Annotated in this window: 1 pseudogene; it reads left to right on the top strand. The window is 37.4% G+C overall.

Features of this window, described 5'->3' with window-relative positions:
• Positions 1 to 230: pseudogene (locus tag BGI41_RS08310) on the top strand (flippase); the annotation flags it as partial.

The following is a 230-nucleotide window of genomic DNA, read 5'->3' as shown; positions in this document are numbered from 1 at the left end:
TTCCAGGGAGTATATAAAATGGAGTATATTGTATATACTCGTGCTGTAGAGCAGTTAGGAATGATTTTATTTGCAACTGCATTTGTTTTAATTGGATTTTCTGTTACTGGTGCACTGTGGGGTACTGTAATAGGTTTTGCAGCGGCAGCGGTTTCTGCAGTATATATATTCAGACATCATATGGCAAAATATATTCCTCCTGCCAGTGTAGATTTTAAGTTTACCTGGAG

Origin of the sequence: Methanobrevibacter sp. 87.7, assembly GCF_002208625.1 — an archaeon.
In the GTDB taxonomy this organism is placed as follows: domain Archaea; phylum Methanobacteriota; class Methanobacteria; order Methanobacteriales; family Methanobacteriaceae; genus Methanarmilla.
Note: the sequence above shows the minus strand (reverse complement) of the source record. Positions and strands in the feature narration are given on the sequence as shown.